Consider the following 19,589-nt stretch of genomic DNA (forward strand, 5'->3'; position numbering starts at 1 on the left):
TCCTGTAGCTGAACCTCGGTTCTTTCACGTTAAATCCGCTCCACCACCCCTTCGGTGCCGGTGCCAGTGCGGGTGCGGGTGAGACATTGCCGGGGCAGGAAGTGGTCCACGTCCGCCTCCTCCATATAGAGGGCAAACTCCGGCGGCAAGGGCTGTTGGAGCAGTGCGCCATAGGGCATGTACGGGAAGATCTCGTCATAGCGCCTGATGGCATGCTGATCAATCCGCCGGTGTATGTGCGTCCGGTTCAACTCCAGGGTGTGACAAAGGCCGGCAGAGGCGATCAGTTCAGCGGTCGCCCGCAGGGTCCTGGCATGGTAGGAGGCGACCCTATCCCCCTTGTCACTCACCACCAGACCTCGTTGCAATCGGGGATTTTGCGTGGCAACACCCGTTGGGCAGTGGTTGCTGTTGCATACCAGTGATTGCACGCACCCCAAGGCCAGCATCATGCCCCGGGCGCTGTTGCACAGATCGGCGCCCAGCGCCAGATTCTTGACCAGGTGGAATCCCGTCAGAATCTTTCCCGAGGCAATCACGGTGACCGAGGATCTGAGTCCAAAACCGGTCAGGCAGTCATCAACGAACGCCAGGGCATCGCGCAGTGGCATACCCACCGAGTTGGTGTATTCCAGGGGCGCCGCGCCCGTACCGCCCTCCCCGCCATCCACCGTGATGAAATCCGGAGTGGTACCCGATTCCAACATGGCCTTGCACAGGGCGACAAATTCGCTGCGCCGGCCGATGCACAGTTTGAAACCCACGGGCTTGCCCCCGGAGAGTTCCCGCAGGCGTGCAATGAAGGCCATCAGACCCAGGGGGGAATCGAAGGCGCTATGGGTGGGTGGAGACTCCACCTCCACGCCCACTGGAACATCGCGGATAGCAGCAATCTCCGGGGTATTCTTGGCGGCGGGAAGGATACCCCCATGGCCGGGCTTGGCCCCCTGGGAGAGCTTGATCTCGATCATCCTGACCGATTCCCTGGCTGCATTCGCCCTGAATGTATCGGGACAGAATCGACCCGCGTGATCCCGGCAACCGAAGTAGCCGGTACCGATCTGCCAGATCAGATCGCCCCCCTCCCGCATGTGATAGGGGCTGATACCCCCCTCCCCCGTATTATGGGCAAAGCCGCCCTTGCAAGCCCCGCGATTGAGCGCCAGAACGGCATTCGGACTCAAGGCACCATAGCTCATGGCGGAAATATTCAGGATGCTGGCCCTGTAGGGCTGACGACAGTCGGGCCCTCCCACCTTGACACGCAGCGGTTCGACCTTACCCACGGGAATGGCCGCCAGGGAATGGCCGATCCACTCGTAGCCGCTGCGATAGACATCGACCCGTGTGCCAAAGGGCACACTGTCCATCTCCTCCTTGGCCCGCTGATAGACAATGCTGCGAAACATCCGGTTGATGGGGGCACCATCAATGTCCGACTCGATGAAATACTGCCGCACGAAAGGCCGTATCGCCTCCATCATCCAACGGCCTCTGGCAAACAAGGGGAAATTGCGGCGCAGGGAGTGCCGGGTTTGAAAACGGTCGCGTAGGGCCATCAAGGCCAGCACGAACACCGCTGCGGTCGCCAGGATGGCAGGCGGCCAAAACCAAAATGAGGACGCAATAGCCAGCGCCACAATGCCGGTCAGGATCAATACAACGATGGGCATGGCAAATCTCCAGGTCCTGTCCAGGTCGATCATGGAAACGACCTACAGCGACAGAGTAGGCCACCACCCGCCGCCTACCCATGCGTAGGAATACTTAACCAAGGCCGCGCCAACGCCAACCGCTAGGCAAAAACCCCTACGTAAAACAACCTATTACCGACCCCACAATGGAGCCCTAGGCTCTTGTTGAGCCTGGGGTTCGGCACCTTTCTCCCCGGCTCCGGCATTCCTAAGACCGCTGACTCCGGGAGTGAAAACCATGAAGCACCCAAACAAGCCTTGCACCACCCGCCCCACCCGGCTCATGGCCTGCATCGCCGCCGGCCTGCTGGCAGGCGGGTCCACCGTGGCCTGGTCCCAGACCGAAATCGACTTTGGCGGCTACGTGAAGATGGATGCCATGTTCACGGATCGCACCAACGACGCCGCCGACGATGCCAGTGAAACCTTTCTGGTCCCCGCGCTGATCCCCCTGGACGGGCAGGAAGACACCCGAAACGTGACTCGCTATAGCGTGCGTGAGTCCCGGTTCTACCTGCGAACCCGCACACCCACCGACGGGGACGATCTGATCACCCATATCGAACTGGATTTCATGGACAGTCGCGAACTGAACCGCAATCGGCTGGTGGGTAATCAGGCGCCACGACTGCGCCATGCCTTCGTCAGCCTCGGCCCCTGGACCGCGGGCCAGACCTGGGGCACCTTCTACAACGTCACCACCAAGCCCGAGACGCTGGACTTCGTGGGCCCGGTGGGCACTCTGTTCAACCGGAATATCCAGATCCGCTACACACGCCCCATGGGCGAATCCGACAACCTGATGCTATCCCTGGAGCAGCCCTTCACCACGCTGACCGTGGAAGACAGTGGCACCAACGTGCGCAGTGGCCGGGATGATCGCTGGCCGGACATCGTCGCCCGGTACAACGTGCATCGTGATTGGGGACATGGCTCAGTGGCAGGCATCGTGCGCAACCTGCGGGCCGAACGCAGCACCTCCGACGACATCGACCCGGACATCGATGACGACGTGTGGGGAGCGGCCTTGAGTCTGACAGGCCTGGTCAAGATCGGCGCCAGCGATGATCTCAGGTTTCAGCTCAATTACGGCAATGCCATTGGTCGCTACCTGGGGCTGAACGTGTTCCCCGATGCCTTCATCGAGGCGGACGGTACGCTTGATACCCTGGAGGCCTATGGAGGCTACGTGGCCTATCGCCACTGGTGGAACCAGAACACGCGCAGCAATGCGGTCGTCAGCTATGCTGCGGCCGACAACCCCGGAGACGCCTACGCGGGGGTCAACCAGGAGGTTCAATCCGTGCACCTGAACCTGCTTCACGACGTGATGGACAACGTGATGGTCGGACTGGAATACATCTGGGCCGAGCGCTCCATCGAGGGGCGCATCAACGGTCAAGGAAGTGGTGACATCAACCGGGTGCAGGGGTCCGTGCGGGTGAGCTTCTGAACCCATGCATGCCCACGATTGCGGTGATCCGATCGCCACATGGCCCGTTTGTCCACGCCATGGGCGGGCGATCGGATCACTCATCGCCCGGAGGATCCCTGCCAATAGTCGGGTACTTCCTCCCGATACCGTCGCAGAAGAAGATTGGCCACCAGCGCCGTCCATCCGGTCTGGTGCTGAGCCCCCAGCCCCCGGCCGGTCTCGGCGTGAAAGTATTCGTGAAACAGCATCATGTCCTGCCAGTGGGGGTCATTCTGCAACGGCGAATCCGGGGGGAATGCCGGGATCAGGCCCCGAGCATCCCGCCGGAAGAGATTCACCAGGCGCTGGGCGATGACTTCCCCTGCCTGGCGCAGGGTGACGGGCTCACCATCCAGACAAGGGGCCGGCAGGGTCAGGCTTGCACCGGCATAGCGGTGGTATTTCTCCAGGGTCTGCACCAACAGATAATTCAGTGGTAACCAGATAGGTCCACGCCAGTTGGAGTTGCCGCCGAACATGCCGCTGTCGGCCTCGCCTGGTTGATAGGCGATGTGCGCGTGTCCAATACCCGGCAGGTTACCCAGATCCTGATGCGTGGCGTGTTCGCGGGAGAGGCTGCGCACGCCAAACCGGGACAGCAACTGTCCCTCGTCCAAGACCCGCTGCAGGATACGTGTCACCTGTTCGGGCGAGGCCAGGGCCAGCAGATGTTCACCCCGTTCGTTTTCGTGTTCCGGACAGGCACACACCACATGACCATCGAAACCCCCGCCACCGTGCTCGGCCAGCAACCGGGCGAAGCGGGGCGCCGACCGCAGCAGACGCTGATCCACCACTTCACAGGCAAACAGCGGCACAATGCCTACCCAGGAGTAAACGTCCACATGCGCCGACTGGCCATCGGGTGCCAACACCAGGTCCTTGTAAAACCCGTCAGCCTCGTCCCAGAGCGAGGGTGCTCCATCGCGACCACCGGACAAGGCCGCGGCAATGTTCAAGAACTGCGTATAGCACTGGATGGCAATGTCCTCGTAATTGGAATCCTCCGTCGTCAGTTCCAGGGCCATCAGGGTGAGGTTGAGGGCGAACATGGCCATCCAGCCAGTGGCATCGGCCTGCTTGAGCACATGCCCCGGCGGCAATGGCTCGGACCGATTGAACACGGAGATGTTGTCCAGCCCGAGAAAACCGCCCTCGTACAGGTGATGTCCGTCGGGATCCTTGCGGTTCATCCACCAGGCAAAGTGCAGCAACAACTTGTGGAGCACGCGCTTGAGAAAACGGTGATCCTGGCACCCGGACTGCACCCGCTCAGCCCGAAAAACCTTCAGGGCGGCCATGGCGTGGACCGGTGGATTGGCATCACCGAAATCCCACTCGTAGGCAGGGATCAGTCCATGGGGGTGCAATAATTGCTCCCCCAGCAACAGCTCCAGCTGCTGCTTGGCCACACCCACGTCCACCAGCGCCAGGCTGGCGCTGTGAAAGGCCAGGTCCCAGGCCGCAAACCAGGGGTACTCCCACTTGTCCGGCATGGAAATGACCGCCTGCACCTTGAGGTGGCGCCAATGGGCATTGCGGACCTTCCCGCGCTCCGGCGGCGGGGGATGCTGGTCGCCATCGAGCCATCGGGCCACGTCAAGGGAATAGAACTGCTTGTTCCAGAGCAGCCCCGACAATGCCTGGCGCAGGATGCGTCGATCCTGCTGATCGGCGTTGGGCAGCAGACCGTCGAAAAACCTGTCCGTCTCCTGGCGACGGTGACGGCGCACAGACTCCCAATCAGCAAAAGGCGCCTCCACAGAGACCTCGCTGAGCACCATGTGGACGCACACACTCTCACCCGCCTCGATGGTCAGCCGGTGACAGGCCATGAAAGAGGTGCCGACCCGTTCAGGATTCACGGCTTTTGCCTCGCCCGCGATGAGATAACGATGAAACGCATCCTTCACGAAGGGCTGAGGATTGGGCTCGCCCCAAAGTCGCTCGAAATTGGTCTCATTTTCGGTGAACAGGCTGTCGGCTGCCTCCTGTCCCCGAAGCAGGTAAGTGCCCAACGTGGCGTGCTCGGCGCGAACCGCCCAGGCGGCCCCCTCCAAGGGCTCAACAGCGCGCAGCCGGGGTCGTTGGATACCGTCACCCCAACTCCAGGTGTTACGAAACCACAGGCGCGGCAACAGATACAAGGTCTCCCGCACCGGCCCCCGGTTGTGCACCTCAAGGCAGATGAGGATCTGCCTGGGACCGGCCTTGGCGTAGGTGATCTCCAGATCCCAGTAACGATCCTGATCAAATGCGCCACTCTCCAGTAGATCGACCGGTGTGTCACGACGATCGCGGCGCGCGTTCTCCGCCTTGAGCCAGTCGTAGGGAAACGCGGCATGAGGATACTTGTAACGGTAGGCGAGCCAGCGATGGCCAGGTCCGGCATCCAGGTGGAAGTAGTATTCCTTGACGTCTTCACCATGGCTGCCCTCCGGTCCGCTGAACCCGAACAGGCGTTCTTTCAGGATCGGATCCCGACCGTTCCATAGGGCCGGCGCGAAGATCAGACGTTGTTGTTCATCGCACAGCCCGCCGATGCCGTCCTCGCCCCAGCGAAAGGCCCGCATGATGGCATCGTCATGGCCGAAGTAATCCCAGGCTTCGCCGTCCGCACTGTAATCCTCCCGCACGGTTCCCCAGGCCCGTTCCGACAGATAGGGTCCCCAGAGACGCCATTCGGCGGATGCCTCTGAGTCTGTGCGGTGATCACACAGGCCATGGCTTTGAGTCGATGCGGCCGGTTTGTTCGATGGATTCACAGTGAACGTCCTCCACAGGAGCGAAACGGGGGCCAGGTTGCTGGGCACAGCATAGCCCCCTCCCCCTCTCCCGCGCATGCGGGGGAATACGTAGGTAGAACACCGGATACCGGCGGCAATACAGCAGGCCTAGCCTTTACACCGTAGGGCGCGAAAGCGCCTGCATCCAGACAATCCGGAGGATTCAGACATGAACACCCGTATCGACACAAATCACTATGAAGCCACCTCTCAAAACGTCAATGCCCTCCTTGCGCGCCACAGCCACTGGCTCCTGCGCGCCGGGTTTGCCAGTGTCTTTTTGTTTCACGGGGTGGAGAAGTTCGTCATGGGCATTGGCGGCTTTGCCGCCATGATGAACCTGCCGGTGACGGTCGCCTTCCTGGTCGCTATGGCGGAGGTGCTGGCGGGCGTGGGCATCATTGTCGGTGCCACCGTGCGTAACCGCCTTGGTGACATCGTCACGCGACTGGCGGGGCTGGCCGCCGCGCCGGTGTTGGTTGGCGCCATCGCCATGGTCCATTGGGGGCAGTGGAGTTTCGTCGCCAGCGACAGTCACCCCATGGGCGGCATGGAGTTCCAGGTGGTGCTCTTGTTGCTGGCACTGAGCTTCATCCTGCGCGGCAACCAATCCTGAGTCACCACGACTGATCGGGGCTTGGGCGAAGCCTGATTCGCCAGGCCCCGGTCACTGACCGGGGAGCATGAGTCATGACCCTGATCTCGAACAGTGCCAACCACCGCCATCGCGTGGTGATCCTGGGTGCCGGATTCGCCGGACTGAGCGCAGCACTGAAGCTCGCCCGGGCACCGGTGGATATCGTCATCATCGATCGTCACAACTACCATCTTTTTCAACCCCTGCTCTATCAGGTGGCCACCGCGGCCCTGTCCCCGGCTGACATCGCCGCGCCCATTCGTGGCATTGTCGGCCGGTTTCCCAACGTCCGCGTATTGCTTGACACCGTCGAGGATGTCGATCGACGGACACGTCGGGTTTACACCGCAGGTGGGCGCCACGTGCCCTACGACGACCTCATCGTGGCCACCGGGGCCACGCACAACTATTTCGGCAAGGACCACTGGCAGCAGTGGGCACCCGGTCTCAAACGCATCGAAGATGCCATCGAACTGCGCCGACGCATCCTGCTGGCCTTCGAGCAGGCGGAAATGGAAGAGGACATCGCCACACGGGAGGCCCTGATGACCTTTGTGGTCGTGGGAGGCGGCCCTGCTGGCGTAGAAATGGCCGGGGCCGTGGCCGAACTGGCCCGGTTCACTCTGGCAAGGGATTTTCGGAATATTCAGCCTGAGAACGCCCGAGTCGTCCTGGTGGATGCCAACGAACGCCTGCTTCGCCCCTTTCCACCCTCCTTGTCGCGAAAGGCCGCCAAGACCCTCGGTCGGTTGGGCGTGGAACTGATCCTGAATGCCCGGGTGGACGGGATGGATGCAAACTGCGTCAGGATCGGGTCACGCGTGCTCCCGACACACACGGTCATCTGGAGCGCCGGGGTTCGCGCCTCCCCTGCCGGACGATGGCTCAAGGTGGAAACCGACCCGGCGGGACGAATACCGGTCGACGAAACACTGCGTCTGCCCCAGGACCCGAATATCTACGTATTGGGCGACGTCGCCAGCCACCGCAACCCGGACGGATCCCATACCCCGGGCGTGGCGCCCGCCGCCAAGCAAATGGGGCGTTATGCGGCGCGTCACATTGCCTCGCGCCTCAGGGACCGTCCTGCTCCCGGCCCCTTCCGTTTTCGTAATCCGGGCCAACTGGCCACCATCGGTCGCCACTCGGCACTGGGCCATTTCGGCCGCTTGAAGGTCTCGGGCTATCCAGGCTGGTGGCTGTGGGGTCTGGCTCATATCTATTTCCTGATCGGCTTTCGCAATCGCCTGATGGTGGCAGCCAACTGGTTCTGGTCCTATCTCACCTTCGGCCGCGGCGTCCGCCTCATCACCGGCGATATGCCATCCATCGCAATATCGACTCGAGAGACTGCGCATCCTCCATCCTCAAGACACACGCCAACGGCAAAATCAGCCGGCCCAGGAGGCTCGTCATGACACACGCATTGCATCAACTACAAACTGCCGGGCAATCGCCGTGGCTGGACGCCATTGACCGCACCATGATCGCCGACGGCACCCTGGAACGACTTATCCGGGAAGACGGGTTATGCGGTATCACCTCCAATCCGGCCATCTTTCAGAAGGCCTTCGCCGCCGGCGATGGTTATGAGCGGGCTATTGAGAGCAAAGTGGAACAGGGTGAACTTGATCCGCTCAGCGTGTACGAGTCACTGGCTTTGAAGGATATTCGCGAGGCCGCCGATCTGCTGGCACCCGTGCATGCGAGGACCTCGGGGGCGGATGGTTATGTGAGCCTGGAAGTGTCCCCCACATTAGCGGAGTCAGCCCGGGAGACCTACCAGGAGGCGCACCGACTCTGGAAGGCACTGGAACGCCCCAATGTCATGATCAAGATCCCCGGGACCCGCGAGGGCCTCGAGGCTGTCGAAGACCTGATCGCCGATGGCATCAACGTGAATGTGACCTTGTTATTTGACCGGGCTCTGTATCGGCGGGCGGCAGAGTCGTATCAGCGTGGTCTGGAACGTCGTGCCGTATCGGGCAAGCCCCTGAACACGATTTCTTCGGTCGCCAGTTTCTTCATCAGCCGCATCGACACGGCGGTGGACGCGACCTTGCAGCAAAGGCTCGATACGAGGCTTTCCGGCGAAAATGCCCGCCAGGCCAAAGAACTCGTGGGCCAGGTCGCCGTGGCCAATGCCCGCCTGGCTTACCGGGATTACCTTGGCATCCTGGCCACGCCCCGCTGGAGGGCACTGGCGGAAATGGGCGCACGACCGCAGCGCCTGTTGTGGGCCAGCACCGGCACCAAAAGCAAGGTGATGTCGGACGTGCATTATGTGGAATCCCTGATCGGATCACAGACAGTCAACACCATGCCCCCGGAAACCTTCTGGGCATTCCGCGATCATGGCCGGGTCAACTCGACATTATCGGAGGGCGTGGCCAAGGCCGAACACGCTTTAACGAGACTGAGCCTGTTGGGTATTCCTCTGAATAGTATTACGGCGCGGCTGCGCCAAGAGGGGATCGACGGCTTCAAATCGGCCTACGCCCAGTTACTTGAAACCGTTGCAGGCAAGATTGAGGCAAATACCCATCCCACCACAGGAGAACACCCATGCAAATTGGCATGATCGGACTCGGGCGCATGGGCGCCAACATGGCGCGACGCCTGGCACGCAATGGCCATGAGTGTGTGGTCTATAACCGGGATCCGCAGGTCGCCAATGCCCTGGCACAGGAACAACCCGGGGTGCACCCGACGGAATCCCTGGACGAACTTGCGGCAACCTTGCGTCCCCCTCGCAGCATCTGGCTGATGGTCCCGGCCGGCGCCGTCACTGACACGGTCATCGAGACACTGACCCCGTATCTGAGCCCGAAGGACGTGCTCGTGGACGGTGGCAACAGTTATTTCAAGGACACTGTTCGCCGCTCACAGGCGCTGGCCGAGAAGGGCATTTTTCTGCTGGATGCAGGGACCAGTGGCGGAGTCTGGGGCCTGGAGCGTGGCTACTGTCTCATGGTGGGGGGCGCCGAGGCGGCCTTCCAGCAATTGGAGCCCGCGCTGGAAACCCTGGCCCCCGGCACCGACCACAGTTCTCGCACGCCAGGGCGCAAGGGCTCGGTGGAGCCAGCGGAGAAGGGTTATCTGCACTGCGGTCCACCGGGGGCCGGGCACTACGCCAAGATGATTCATAACGGCATCGAGTATGGCCTCATGCAGGCCTATGCCGAGGGCTTCAACATCCTTGAGAGTGCGGGGACGCCCGAGGCACCCGAGCCCTATCGGTATGAATTCGACGTGGCCGCGATTGCCGAGCTGTGGCGCCGCGGCAGCGTGGTGGAATCATGGCTTCTGGACCTGACGGCGGCCGCCCTGCAGGCCGATCCGGATCTGCGTGGCTTCACCGGCCACGTCCAGGACTCGGGCGAGGGACGCTGGACCGTCCAGACCGCTGTGGAACAGGCTGTGCCGGCCCAAGTGCTCACTGCGGCGCTGTACGCGCGTTTTCGTTCACGCCAGGAATCGAGTTTCTCCGACAGGATCCTGTCGGCCATGCGTCATCAGTTCGGTGGCCATGCCGAGCCCTGATGAGTTGAAATCATGCCCTTGCAGGAGTCCGTTCCATGCACAGCCCAACCCCTTCAGTATCTCGATCCCCCGCCTCCGGGCTGATGGTGATCTACGGCGCGTCGGGCGATCTTGCCCAGCGCAAACTTTTCCCCGCCCTCCATCACCTGGCCCGGGACGGCTTGCTAACAGATGAGTTCGGGGTGATCGGCGTGTCATCCAAGGCCTTCACCGAACAAGGCTTTCGCGATCACCTGGATGAAACCGTCCGCCCGCATCTTGAGGGCGGACTCGATGAGACCAGCTGGCGCTGGCTCCTGAAACGAGTGAGCTATGTTTCCGTGGACTGGGAGGATCCCGACGACTTCAAGTGCCTGGCCCAGCAGGTGCGCGAGATGGACGCACGCTGGGGGACCGATAGCAACCACGCGCACTATCTGGCCACGCCCCCCAGTCGCTTTGCGTCCCTTGTGGCACATCTTTGTGAAGCCAACATCCTGAGGCGGGATCCGCAGGCACGGGAACGCGTGATCATCGAAAAACCCTTTGGCCATGACCTGGATTCGGCCATCGCACTGAACAGACGTCTGCTGGAAACCCTGGACGAGGCCCAGATCTACCGGATCGATCACTATCTGGGCAAGGAGACTGTGCAGAATCTGATGGTGTTTCGCTTTGCCAACGCCATCTTCGAGCCCATCTGGAATCGCCGCTACGTGGACCACGTGCAAATCACCGTGGCCGAGGACCTGGGGATCGGCCATCGCGCCGGTTATTACGACGGCGCTGGGGCACTCAGGGACATGGTCCCCAACCACATGATGCAACTGCTCTCCTTGATTGCCATGGAGCCACCCGCCTCTTTCAATGCCGAAGCCGTGCGCAATGCCAAGGGGGACGTGCTCAGGGCTATCCCGCTCTTCACCGCCGATCAGGTCGCCCAGAGGACGGTTCGGGGTCAGTATGGTCCCGGGCAGATTTCCGAGGAAGGGGACGTGCACGGCTACCGCGAAGAAGAAGGCATCGCACCGGATTCCCCCACGGAAACCTTCGCCGCCCTGCGTCTGGAGATCGACAACTGGCGCTGGGCCGGTGTGCCATTTTATCTGCGGACCGGAAAACGCATGCCCATGCGGCAAACAGAGATCGTGATTCAGTTCAAGTCGGTACCTTCCATGATGTTCCGCAGCACCGGCGTGGAGGATCTGGCCCCGAACCGACTGCTGTTGCGGATCCAGCCCAGAGAGGCCATCGTCCTGAGCTTTGGCGCCAAGCGGCCCGGACCCTCGATACGCATCGCCGACGCTGATCTGGAATTCTGCTATCGGGATCGCTTTGGTCTGGGGCCCAGTACCGGGTATGAGACCCTGCTGTTCGATGCATTGCGTGCCGATGCCACCCTGTTTCAGAGGGCCGACAGTATCGAGGGCGGCTGGGCGGTCATTGACCCGATCCTTCGGGTCTGGGATGACAGCTCGCCCGGAGATTTCCCCAACTACGCTGCTGGCACGTGGGGCCCCGAGGCGGCCGATCGTCTCATGCAACAGGATGGCCGACAGTGGAACAATCAACCCTGAGCCGATGGTGAGTCCAATGCTTGCACGAATAGACCATAACAGGGTCTTCGACGACCTTGACAGCCTGGCAAACACCGCCGCCATCGATTGCCTGAGATTGGCCAACGACATGATCACCGAACGGGGGCGTTTCCACATTGCCCTCTCCGGTGGTCGCACGCCTCAGCGCTTGTATGAACAACTGGCAGACCGTATCAAAGAGACCGACTGGTCCCGCTGGCATATTTATTTCGGCGACGAACGCTGCGTGCCCCCCGATCATCCCCGCAGCAACGCGGGCATGGCCCGCAAGGCCTGGCTCTCTCGAGTACCGATCCCGTCATCCCAGGTACACATCATGTTCAACGCCGGTAACGATCCCGAAAACGCCGCAGCAGCATACGCGGCCCACCTGCAATCATTGCCAAGGACTGCTGACGGGTGTTGGCCGATCTTTGATCTGGCCCTGATGGGTTTGGGATCGGACGGTCACATCGCCTCATTATTCCCGCACTCGGATGCCCTGCGTGAAGATCGCCGCCCCGTCGTCGCGGTGCACCCCCCGGAGGGGGAAGAATGGCGGATCACCCTCACCTATCCAGTCTTCAATCATGCCCGGAATCTCTGGTTCCTGGTGGCAGGTTCGGATAAACGCGAGGTGATGGCACGTATCCAGAGGGGGGAGAACCTGTCCACGCCCCTACCGATACAGCGTCTGACACCTCAGGCGCAGCCTCGTTGGTATCTCGATCGGACGGCCGTCATCCCATCATGAATTCTCAACGGATCGAGATCTTGAAGGGACCTCCAATCGCCCCTGAAAGCGCCCACTGGCGCCTCCAGGGGTTTGGCGACCATCACTCGACCGTGGGAACGAAGGCCTGAAGCTGGGGATCGTAGTGACTACCCGTAATGTTGGCCGGCTCGGCAGGGCTGGAGGGTGCGGGTGAACGGAGCGAACCCACCGGCTGGCCCTCGACCTTGCCCACAAAGGCCTGCAGGTGGGGGTCATAGACTGAACCCACTACCGTATTGCCCTTGGTGGCTTTCGCGTCGCTGGGCGGTGTGGTCAGGGTGGTCTGGTATGCCGCGCCCGCCGGCACATAGGTCTGCAACAGGTGATCCCACTCCGAGCCAATGGCCTGGCCCGTGGTGGCGATGATCATCGTGGCGGTGCCGGCAATGAGACTGTTTTTCAAGGTCAGGATTTTCATGGTCATTCTCCTTCCAATCGCGGTTTCGGATCTCATCCCAAGGCGGTGTTGCCGTGTGCCTTGAGCTTGATTTCAGAATAGGCCGCGTCACCCCTGACCAACATTCGGATGAATACCTACAGTGCTAATACTTAGGCACGCCCCTGATCATGACTGAGACGTCCGTTCAGTTGATGGGTTAAGACCACCCAACTCGGCAGGCTTCGCAACAGGGCTTCCCTGAGGAGCGTGAACCAATATGAAACATTCACACGACCTGATCCTCATCGGCGGCGGCGTGGGCGGACTCATCATTGCCAGCGTTGCCGGGCAGTTGGGCCTTGACGTCGTGCTCATCGAACGTCGCGAGAGGCTTGGCGGTGACTGCCTCCACTACGGCTGTGTGCCGAGCAAGACCCTGATCCGCTCGGCGGCGGTGGCCCATCAGATACGGCACGCCGATCGATACGGTCTGGACCCAGTGGCGTCGGAGGTCGATCTGGGCCGCGTGATGGATCGGGTGCGAGCATCCATCAACACCCTGGGCGAGCACGACGACCCGGAACGGTTTCGCAACTATGGGGTGTCCGTGCGCTTCGGGGCCGCCCGATTTGTCGACCCGCACACTGTCCAGATCAACGGCGAGCAGATTCGGGGGCGGCGCCTGGTCATCGCCACGGGCTCACGACCGGCGGTGCCCCCCATTCCCGGCCTGGATGGAATCGATTACTGGACCAACGAGACCATCTTTGACCAGCGCCAGCTACCCGAGCGGCTAGCGGTTCTGGGAGGGGGGCCCGTGGGTGTGGAACTGGCTCAGGCCTTCTCTCGGCTGGGTAGCCGGGTCACGGTGCTGCAGCGTCCCTCCTCGCTTCTGCCACGGGAAGACCCGGAAATGACACGAGCGCTTGAGCGTCAACTCAGCAATGAAGGCCTGTCCGTGGCCACGGGCAGCACGGTGGAATCCGTTGCCTCCGAAGACGGCGAGATTTGCTTGCAGGGGCAAAATGCCGAGGGTGGCTTCCAGGTGACAGCCGACGCAGTACTTGTCGCTGCTGGCCGACGCGCCCAGATCGACGATCTGGGCCTGGAAGCGGCCGGGGTGAAGGTGAAGAACGGGCTGATCCGCGTCGATCGACGCATGCGGACCAGCCAGCGCCACATCTTTGCGTGCGGTGACTGCTGCGGGCCGTATCCCTTTACTCATGTCGCCGAGTACCAGGCCGGCATCATCATCGCCAATGCCGTCTTCCGCCTTCCCAAGCGCGCCGACTACCGAGTGGTGCCCTGGGTCACCTACACGGCGCCCGAACTGGCGCGAGTGGGACTGACCGAGGCCGAGGCCCGATCCAGGGGCATGGGCGTCCAGGTTGCCCGGTTTTCCTTCCGTGACGTGGACCGGGCGGTGTGTGATGGTGAAACGGCCGGCTCGGCCAAACTGGTCATCCACAAGGAACGGCTGGTGGGCGCCACCCTACTGGGGGCACAGGCCGGTGAGTTGATCCATGAACTGGTACTGGCCATGCAAACCCGCCTCAAGGTCGGGCAGATCTCGGCCACGATTCACGCCTACCCCACCCGCGCGCAGGTCCATCGACGAGCGGTCAATACGCTTTACGCTCCTAAGCTCTTCTCGCCGCGCACGCGAAGCCTCGTCCGTTGGATCCAGCGGATACTCCCTTGAAACAGCCTCAAAACCTGAAGGCCCTGAAGGAGAGCCGGCCCGCTAAGGGCGCTGTGGTTTCGATACGATTTCCTTGACCAGCTCCCATTATGCATCGGAAAGCTCGTACCGCCCTGCCATGAGGCCTCGCCCAACGGAAAATCCGTCTCGCCACCCTCTTGCGGACCGATTTCAGTGGCATGCGCTGCCGCCGCTGCTCAGGACGGGCCTCCCTTGGGACTTGACAGGTATCCGGCGGACGAAGGGATCTTGCAGCGGAGCTTCTCGAAAATTTGACACACAAGGCTGTTTGGATCGTGTCTGCCAATATCCCATGGGTCTATTGGTCGACAAGGAGTCGACTTGCCCAAGTGCGAAAGCGGGCGGATCCTGGATGCATCCAGCAAAACGAACCTGCGCGAGACACTGCCATGTCTGCAATGACACCGGTTCCGGCTTGGTATGGTCACAGGAAGGCGTGGTCCTTCATGGGCGCGCTTCCCGTCAGCCCCCTGCTGACCGCCGGCTTGATCCTCATACTGTTCTGGTCCGCCCTTGCGCCCCAGCCCGTTCGGGCCGAGCCCCCGGAGACGTCGGAAGCCCTGATGCGCTTGCAGGCGGAGGGCGACCTGACGGTGCGTGCCCTGCGGGCCTGGGGGGCGTTGCCGGAGCGCTACATGCCCATGCTCCTGAAACTGCAGGGCCAGGGCCTGGATATCCTCGGGCTGGATGGGAAGCAGGTGGCCGCCCTGGCCGAGCGCGCCCGAACCGAGGATGGGCTTGAGGGGCACCGGGATGATCTGCAGACTCTGGCCCGTCTGATGGCCGATCTGGGCAAGACGCCGCCGGAGCGGGTCACCAAGGTCTTCTCTGGTTACATGGATGAGTACTGGGAAGCGTTCGGTTATAACGCGAACCTGAATCCCCGACCGGAGTTCCTTGATGAGTACGGGGCCTTTTCCGATGCGACCCTGAAGATCGACACCCAGGATGCCAGGAGGATTGCTGTCGGGATGCGGTCCGTCGAACCCCTTTTCCATCCCCCGTACGCCCATGACACCCACGAGGCGCGTATCACCCTGGCGGTGGATCCACAGGGCACCAGCAATCCTGTACTGTCGCTGCTTGCCCCGGACCAACTGGACGAGAACGAAGGCCGGGCACACGCCTTTCGTCTCGCACTGGCCACACCGGATGAGGAGCCTGTCAAACTGAGTCTCACCTCCAGGCCCGGTGGGGGGCAGAACCACCGCCTGGCCGAGGTCGAACTGGATGGGCCGATACCCGATCGTGTCACGCTGGCCCTGCGACCCGGGGGTGAGGTTCTGGTCCTGGACGATGAAGAACGTCTTTTGCTGGAGGTCATGGCGCCGGATCTGCTGGCGCTTGAGCCATGGCATGTGGTGGTCATGGCTTCTGCCCGCGAGAGCAATACGCCGGGCCGACTGTCACTGCGCTCCGTGGCCATCGCGGAGAGGGACCTGCTGCTGACACATGATCCCCATGCGTTGGTCGAGGCGCCGACGAAGACCGTGCTGTTCAGCGGCGAAATCCTGGGGCGACACTGGGAAACCTTTGCCGCCACACGGCATGCCTATCTGCAATACCTGTCGATGCATGAGGGCGGTTTGCGAGTGGATGCCCCGGCGGACCAGGGACGGGTGATGGCCGGCATCCGCTCGGTGCATCCGCTGCTCTGGCTGGACCGGTTTCAGGGTATGGCAACCCAGGACCTCACCTTCCACCTCCGCCCCGAACAGACCACCGGGCTGGTGGTGGCCCTGACCACCGAGTTGGGGAACGAACGCCGCGAACCCTCAGACCCCTTCTATCTCATGCACTGGAGACGTGACGGCCAGGAGGGATACAAGGCCCACGTCCAGACCCGCCGGAACGCGTCATTGCTGGAGTCGGAACCGGAGGCGATGCCCGAAAGCCTCACCTTCAGGCTGACCCCCGAGGGCGTTCGCCTGCTGGCCCCCGGATTTCCCGATACCCTGACGCCCTGGGATGCGCTGGCCTCCGGCCAGGGTCTGTATCTGTACGTGTATTCCCGGGCCGAGGAAAACGACGCACCGGTGGCGCTGGCGCTCGACCGGATCACCCTCAAGCGCTCGCCGGGGCCCCGCATGTACGCCGGCGTGCCCCAGCCGGGTGTGTCGGAGTTGCCCATGACCGCCCTCTTTTCGGGCCAGGAAGATGCCCTCTGGGACAATCACGCCCGCAGCGGCATGGAGTTTGACGATTATGCCCGATACACCGAAGCCGGACTGGAAGTGGACGTGCCGGCGAGCTACCGCAACAGTCGTGCGGGCATCGTTTCCAGCGAGCGGGTGATCAACCTGGATGGGCGTCTGGATCGCACGGCCTACCGGGTGCGGCTGAGGTTCGATCCGGACAGGACGGACGGCTTCCAGGTCCTGTTTGCCAACGATCCGGTCACCGGCGCCGGTGCCGATGCCCCGGGCGTGAGCCTGGTCAGGCATCGGCATAATCGATTGACCGGGAAGTACGTCCTGGAGTTGAAGAAGGGAAGATCCTCCTGGTTTCGCGAGATTGATGCGGCCTGGATGGGCGCCCATTGGGACGGCACGGTGGATATCGAACTGGGAGAGCACTCCATGCAGGTCAGCCTGCCGGGCGGGCTCAGCCTCCGCGGCACGGGGTTTTCCATTTCCGATTCCACGCGCTGGCACATGACGGTGCGCTCCATGTCCGAAGGCGGCCAGACCACCTCCTGGGACCGCATGGCACCGGCGCGCATGGTCCTGCGTGAGATCGAGGCGGGCTGGGTCACCCCCATGGGCATGTCTGCCGCCGATTACTGGGAATTGCGTGATCCGGATGACTTCGACCCTGAAGCCTATTTGAAGGCCCTGATGTCCGGGCCCGGGAGTGACTTGCCATGAACACACGGGCCCGCCTCTCATTCATGCTTCCCGTGCTGCTGATGCTGTCCCTGGGCATGGCCCTGCCTGTCACTGCCGATCAGCGGTTCATGGACAAGGAGGACCACCCGGCGCTGAAAAGGATCATCGGCATGGATTACGAGCGCCAGAAACAGGTGTTTGAACGCATCGGCATCCCGGTTTCGGATGACTTTTACCATTGCCTTTGCAGCCGCGCCAGGTATGGGTCAAGCACCACCAGCACCTCTTACCACCCCGCAGCCCTGCCCGGCTGGGATGACATGTACATCTGCGGCCGACCGGGCGGGCCGTGCATGACCCGAGGGTTTGGCTGCTGGAGAAATCCGCTTCCCTCCGACCCCCGTATATGGCGCTTCTGTTCCGGGAGGGATGGCTACGCCGGTGAAGACATCCTCGAGGACCTGCTGGGGGCGCTTTCCGAGCTGCCCCAGGCAGGGATCGATTATGGACAAAAATTGGACGAGTGCCGCGAACACCACTCCCTGCGCACAAGCCCCGACAGCATCCGCGACTTCCAGTACGGCTATGACTACCTGGCCAGCCAGGGTGTGCCGGTACTGCCGCCGCCGTCGTCCGTAACCCGGGAACTGCAGCGCGAGGCCGAGTACGACCGTCAGGATCTGCAACGCAGACTCTCCCGGATCGAGCAGCGGGTGGAGAAGGAACTGGAAGTCAGCCTCGTGCAGGAACTGGGCAAGGAGCTGATCACCCACAAGCATACCCACACGGCGATCGCCGAACTGGCGCGGGCCGTCAACAAGACCGCCCAGCAGGAACTGAGCAAAGAACTCGAAGACTTGCAGAAGGCTTCGAACGGGGATCAAGGCCAGATCATTGTCCTGCAGTCACGACTGAACCGGGCCGAGCAGGAAGGCGCCAGGATTGAAACCCTGCTCACCGGGCTGGGGGCCGCGCAGGATGCCCACAAGCTGCCGGGCATCTTCTCCGATGCCACCTCCGGGGATCCGCGACAGATGGGCCAGGCCCTCATCGACACGACCGACCTGGTGGAAAAGTACTTCAAGAAGTACCAGAAAAGCACCGGTGCGGCAGCCCGGCAATGGCGGGACATGGCTGCGCAGGGGCTGAGCCCGGAGGATGCCCGGCGGTTTGAGCAGATCATCGAGAATGAACAGGTGATCAACACCGCACTTTCCGGCGTGAGCACCGCCCTGAAGGCGGGTAAGTGGGGCGCCTATGCCTACGATGCCTATCAGGACTACAAGAGGCTGCGGGCCGAGGCTGACCGGATGGCGGCTTCCGGTCGCTACACCGAGGCACAGGCTCGCATGCTCAACGCCTTCAACGTCATGAGTGATCTCTCCAGGCGCGCCGCCGGCCGCCTGCCGCCCGGTATCAGCGAGATGTCACAGTTCTATGCCGAGGCCCTGGCGCTGCCCGGTCAGGTGGATCAGATGATGCGGGAGCTGGTCGATCGACACGATGTGATGGCAGATATCTCCGGCACCCAGGCCCAGACCGAGGCCATGCGCCGATTCGGCGAGGCGCATCCCAATGCCAGCCTGGACCGGGATGACTACCTGTTCCGCCAGGCGGGGCTTTCCGCCTATATCCACCAACCGGGAGGGGGGCAGCGGGGTATCGACAGGCCCTATGTGCTGCTCCCCAGGGCCGATGCCGATCCCATCTACATCGATCAGCGCACGCGGGATCGGCTGATGGAGGCCGCCTACTACTTTCCCCTGGCCAACGACCGGCGCATGACCGATGCCGATGTGGAGGAACTTCTGAGAAACGTGGGAGACGCGGGGACATCCCTGGCCATCGACGACTGGCGTCGGGCCGCCGAAAAACGGCTCAAGGATGCCGCCTACGCTGGACAGCGGGCCGAACTGATCGGTCCCGACGAGATCAGCATGCAGACCCTGACGGCGTTCAGCAGCGTGGTGTGGGAAAGTCTCCCCGAGCGCTGCCAGTTCAGCCGATCCACCGAAAAACGCCTGCTGCGGGCCTATGCCCGGCAACCGGAAGCCGTCGAGTCATGGATCCGCGAGCATGGGCTGGCGCTGACCGTGGCTGAGGCGCGCAGAGACGCGCGGCAGGGGCAATAGGGGATATCAGCCGCCGCTTCGAGAGGAAATCCCGGCATAACGGACCCACAGCGGGCCATCTT

At 62.4% G+C, this 19,589-nt stretch carries 13 protein-coding genes; 10 read left to right on the forward strand and 3 right to left on the reverse strand.

What is annotated here, in order from left to right:
• Positions 1-29 precede the first annotated feature (29 nt).
• Positions 30-1,673: an FMN-binding glutamate synthase family protein gene (locus LPW30_RS14435; protein WP_025282628.1), complete on the reverse strand. Its 1,644-nt coding sequence runs from the start codon at positions 1,671-1,673 to the stop codon at positions 30-32.
• Between the two features lie 259 nt (positions 1,674-1,932).
• Between LPW30_RS14435 and LPW30_RS14440 the strand changes: the two genes are divergently transcribed.
• Positions 1,933-3,147 carry a DcaP family trimeric outer membrane transporter gene (locus LPW30_RS14440; RefSeq protein ID WP_025282629.1) on the forward strand — a complete coding sequence of 405 codons (1,215 nt, stop codon included), beginning with the start codon at positions 1,933-1,935 and terminating at the stop codon, positions 3,145-3,147.
• A gap of 80 nt (positions 3,148-3,227) precedes the next feature.
• Here LPW30_RS14440 and LPW30_RS14445 read toward each other — a convergent pair whose 3' ends face one another.
• Entirely contained in the window at positions 3,228-5,933 is a 2,706-nt protein-coding gene (locus LPW30_RS14445) for an MGH1-like glycoside hydrolase domain-containing protein (protein ID WP_239681194.1), read from the reverse strand.
• A 190-nt stretch (positions 5,934-6,123) separates the two neighbouring features.
• Here LPW30_RS14445 and LPW30_RS14450 point away from each other — a divergent pair, with 190 nt between their 5' ends.
• The 6 genes from LPW30_RS14450 to pgl all read left to right on the forward strand — a co-directional run bounded on the left by LPW30_RS14450 (position 6,124) and on the right by pgl (position 12,444).
• Positions 6,124-6,570 (forward strand): DoxX family protein, encoded by a 447-nt coding sequence (locus LPW30_RS14450; protein WP_025281016.1) that lies wholly within the window; start codon positions 6,124-6,126, stop codon positions 6,568-6,570.
• 74 nt (positions 6,571-6,644) lie between these two features.
• Positions 6,645-8,009: an NAD(P)/FAD-dependent oxidoreductase gene (locus LPW30_RS14455; RefSeq protein ID WP_239681195.1), complete on the forward strand. Its 1,365-nt coding sequence runs from the start codon at positions 6,645-6,647 to the stop codon at positions 8,007-8,009.
• Positions 8,006-9,172, forward strand: a complete 1,167-nt coding sequence (tal, locus tag LPW30_RS14460) for a transaldolase (RefSeq protein WP_239681196.1) — start codon at positions 8,006-8,008, stop codon at positions 9,170-9,172. Before LPW30_RS14455 ends, tal begins: the two co-directional genes overlap by 4 nt.
• A complete protein-coding gene (gene gnd, locus LPW30_RS14465) occupies positions 9,157-10,134 on the forward strand; it encodes a phosphogluconate dehydrogenase (NAD(+)-dependent, decarboxylating) (RefSeq protein ID WP_239681197.1) in 978 nt (325 codons plus the stop codon). Before tal ends, gnd begins: the two co-directional genes overlap by 16 nt.
• Positions 10,135-10,169: 35 nt before the next feature.
• Entirely contained in the window at positions 10,170-11,690 is a 1,521-nt protein-coding gene (gene zwf / locus LPW30_RS14470) for a glucose-6-phosphate dehydrogenase (RefSeq protein ID WP_025281012.1), read from the forward strand.
• Between the two features lie 16 nt (positions 11,691-11,706).
• The gene (pgl, locus tag LPW30_RS14475; RefSeq protein WP_239681198.1) at positions 11,707-12,444 is read left to right on the forward strand and encodes a 6-phosphogluconolactonase; all 738 of its coding nucleotides are present in this window, start codon (positions 11,707-11,709) and stop codon (positions 12,442-12,444) included.
• 82 nt (positions 12,445-12,526) lie between these two features.
• Here the strand turns inward: pgl and LPW30_RS14480 are convergent, their stop codons facing one another.
• Entirely contained in the window at positions 12,527-12,883 is a 357-nt protein-coding gene (locus LPW30_RS14480) for a hypothetical protein (RefSeq protein WP_025281010.1), read from the reverse strand.
• A gap of 238 nt (positions 12,884-13,121) precedes the next feature.
• On the opposite strand from LPW30_RS14480, the gene LPW30_RS14485 reads away from it, so the two are divergent.
• The 3 genes from LPW30_RS14485 to LPW30_RS14495 all read left to right on the forward strand — a co-directional run bounded on the left by LPW30_RS14485 (position 13,122) and on the right by LPW30_RS14495 (position 19,527).
• Positions 13,122-14,546: a dihydrolipoyl dehydrogenase family protein gene (locus LPW30_RS14485; protein ID WP_239681199.1), complete on the forward strand. Its 1,425-nt coding sequence runs from the start codon at positions 13,122-13,124 to the stop codon at positions 14,544-14,546.
• A gap of 467 nt (positions 14,547-15,013) precedes the next feature.
• Positions 15,014-17,434, forward strand: coding sequence for a hypothetical protein (locus LPW30_RS14490; protein ID WP_025281008.1), 2,421 nt, complete (start codon positions 15,014-15,016; stop codon positions 17,432-17,434).
• Positions 17,431-19,527: a hypothetical protein gene (locus tag LPW30_RS14495; RefSeq protein ID WP_025281007.1), complete on the forward strand. Its 2,097-nt coding sequence runs from the start codon at positions 17,431-17,433 to the stop codon at positions 19,525-19,527. Before LPW30_RS14490 ends, LPW30_RS14495 begins: the two co-directional genes overlap by 4 nt.
• Positions 19,528-19,589 lie beyond the last annotated feature (62 nt).

Source organism: Ectothiorhodospira variabilis, assembly GCF_022227625.1.
In the GTDB taxonomy this organism is placed as follows: Bacteria; Pseudomonadota; Gammaproteobacteria; order Ectothiorhodospirales; family Ectothiorhodospiraceae; genus Ectothiorhodospira; species Ectothiorhodospira haloalkaliphila.

Excerpts from the sequence above, each read along its gene's own strand:
- gnd (WP_239681197.1), top strand. The coding sequence starts at position 9,157 with ATGCAAATTGGCATGATCGGACTCGGGCGCATGGGCGCCAACATGGCG.
- pgl (WP_239681198.1), top strand. The coding sequence starts at position 11,707 with ATGCTTGCACGAATAGACCATAACAGGGTCTTCGACGACCTTGACAGC.
- tal (WP_239681196.1), top strand. The coding sequence starts at position 8,006 with ATGACACACGCATTGCATCAACTACAAACTGCCGGGCAATCGCCGTGG.
- LPW30_RS14435 (WP_025282628.1), bottom strand. The coding sequence starts at position 1,673 with ATGCCCATCGTTGTATTGATCCTGACCGGCATTGTGGCGCTGGCTATT.
- LPW30_RS14495 (WP_025281007.1), top strand. The coding sequence starts at position 17,431 with ATGAACACACGGGCCCGCCTCTCATTCATGCTTCCCGTGCTGCTGATG.
- LPW30_RS14450 (WP_025281016.1), top strand. The coding sequence starts at position 6,124 with ATGAACACCCGTATCGACACAAATCACTATGAAGCCACCTCTCAAAAC.
- LPW30_RS14480 (WP_025281010.1), bottom strand. The coding sequence starts at position 12,883 with ATGAAAATCCTGACCTTGAAAAACAGTCTCATTGCCGGCACCGCCACG.
- LPW30_RS14440 (WP_025282629.1), top strand. The coding sequence starts at position 1,933 with ATGAAGCACCCAAACAAGCCTTGCACCACCCGCCCCACCCGGCTCATG.
- zwf (WP_025281012.1), top strand. The coding sequence starts at position 10,170 with ATGCACAGCCCAACCCCTTCAGTATCTCGATCCCCCGCCTCCGGGCTG.
- LPW30_RS14485 (WP_239681199.1), top strand. The coding sequence starts at position 13,122 with ATGAAACATTCACACGACCTGATCCTCATCGGCGGCGGCGTGGGCGGA.
- LPW30_RS14455 (WP_239681195.1), top strand. The coding sequence starts at position 6,645 with ATGACCCTGATCTCGAACAGTGCCAACCACCGCCATCGCGTGGTGATC.
- LPW30_RS14490 (WP_025281008.1), top strand. The coding sequence starts at position 15,014 with ATGGGCGCGCTTCCCGTCAGCCCCCTGCTGACCGCCGGCTTGATCCTC.